The sequence below is a fragment of the Trebonia sp. genome, assembly GCF_049794275.1.
Classification (GTDB): Bacteria; Actinomycetota; Actinomycetes; order Streptosporangiales; family Streptosporangiaceae; genus Trebonia.
This window is the reverse complement of sequence record NZ_JBARCR010000466.1, coordinates 1-1,810: the sequence shown is the minus strand read 5'-3', so window position 1 is coordinate 1,810 and position 1,810 is coordinate 1. Positions and strand designations below refer to the sequence as shown.

The following is a 1,810-nucleotide window of genomic DNA, read 5'->3' as shown; positions in this document are numbered from 1 at the left end:
ATCGCGCGGTCGTCGTCGTCGAGCACGACCTCGACATGCTCACGTCCGTCAGCGAGCACATCTGGGCCATGGTGGAGGGGCGGCTGGCGTACTCGGGCGACGTCGAGACCTTCCGCTCCTCGCCGGTGTACGCGGGCCTGCGGGGCATCGAGCAGGCGTGAGCCGCCCGGTGCGGCGGTCTCCCTTACCGGACGACGTCACCGCCGTTATTAACATCCTCAAGACGCCATTGACTTTGTGATTCCTATTAGCCACAAGAAAGGTGGTAAGTAAATGTTTACTTAATAATTGACAACCTTGAATCTCCGGTGAGACGGTGAGTAGAGCGCATGCGGAGGTACGGAGGTACGGCGTGCTCAAGGCCGAAGACAACGAGATCCTGACCCGTGTCGGGCCCGGAACGCTGATGGGCGAACTGCTACGCCGGTACTGGACGCCGGCCTGCCTCAGCGAGGAGATCCCGGCACCCGGCAGCCCGCCCGCCCGGGTCCGGCTGCTCGGGGAGAAGCTGGTCGCCTTCAGGGACACCACCGGCCGGATCGGGCTGATGCAGGAGAACTGCCCGCACCGCGGCGCGTCGCTGTACTACGGCCGCAACGAGGACGCCGCCCTCCGCTGCGTCTACCACGGCTGGGCATACGACACCGAAGGCCGCTGCGTGGACATGCCCAGCGAGCCGGCGCCATTCTGCGAGAAAGTGCGGATGCGCGCCTACCCAGTGCACGAGTCCGGCGGCATCGTCTGGGCCTACCTCGGGCCGCGCGAGACCATGACGCCCTTCAGGGACTTCGGCACCGACGAGCTCGAACAGGAAAACTGGTCGGCCACCAAGCAGGTCACCGACTGCAACTGGGTGCAGGCGATGGAAGGCAACATCGACACCGCGCACATCTCCCACCTGCACCAATGGGACGGCATCGACGACATCCCCGACGACGGCTCCGACAAGCCCGGCTACCCCTCCAACGCCATGTCCTGGAAATTCTGGCGCCACGACCGCGCCCCCCGGCTCGAACTCGACGACACCTGGTACGGCTACCGCTACGCCGGCATCCGCACCACCCCCAACGGCAACACCCACGTCCGCATCACCGCCTACGTCGTGCCCTACACCACGATGGTCGCCAGCATCCCCTGGAACCAGCGCCAGGGCCTGTTCATCCCCATGGACGACGAGCGCACGGCGCGCTACAGCTTCGCCACCAAGGTGCCGGAGAACGTTCAGGGCTACGGCGGCGCCAACCTCTTCGCGGCGGCACCGTTCAGCACCCCGATCAGCCGGGGACGGCGGGCGGGCGTCATCAAGCGCGAGTACACCGCCGGCAACGACTACCAGATCGACCGCGAGGTGCAGCGCACCGCGACCTTCAGCGGTGTCGCGGACTTCGTGAGCCAGGACTTCATGGTGACGGAGTCGATGGGCCCCATCTACGACCGCACCCAGGAGCAGCTCGGCTCCACCGACAAGGCCATCACCCGGATGCGGCACCTCCTCATCTCCGCCGCCAAGGGCCTGGCCGCGGGCAAGGAACCGCCCGCCGTCGGCACCGGCCTCGACTTCAGGTCCATCTTCGGCGCAGAGAAGATCCTCGAGCCAGGAGAGGACTGGCGGGTGCTCGCCACTCTCGAAGACCCCACCTTCGCCGAAGCGTTCGACGCGAGTAGGAGGCACCAGCATGCTTAAGGCGGAAGACAACGAGATCCTGACCCGTGTCGGGCCCGGGACGCTGATGGGCGAGCTGCTGCGCCGGTACTGGACGCCGGCCTGCCTGACCGCCGAGATCCCCGAGCCGGGCGGCGCGCCCGCGCG

General features: G+C 67.0%; 1 protein-coding gene. It reads left to right on the top strand.

Translation table 11 applies throughout. The features are described from left to right. Nucleotides 1–316: 316 nt before the first annotated feature. Nucleotides 317–1,684, top strand: coding sequence for a Rieske 2Fe-2S domain-containing protein (locus WA805_RS12870; RefSeq protein WP_425242445.1), 1,368 nt, complete (start codon nucleotides 317–319; stop codon nucleotides 1,682–1,684). Nucleotides 1,685–1,810: the final 126 nt, after the last annotated feature.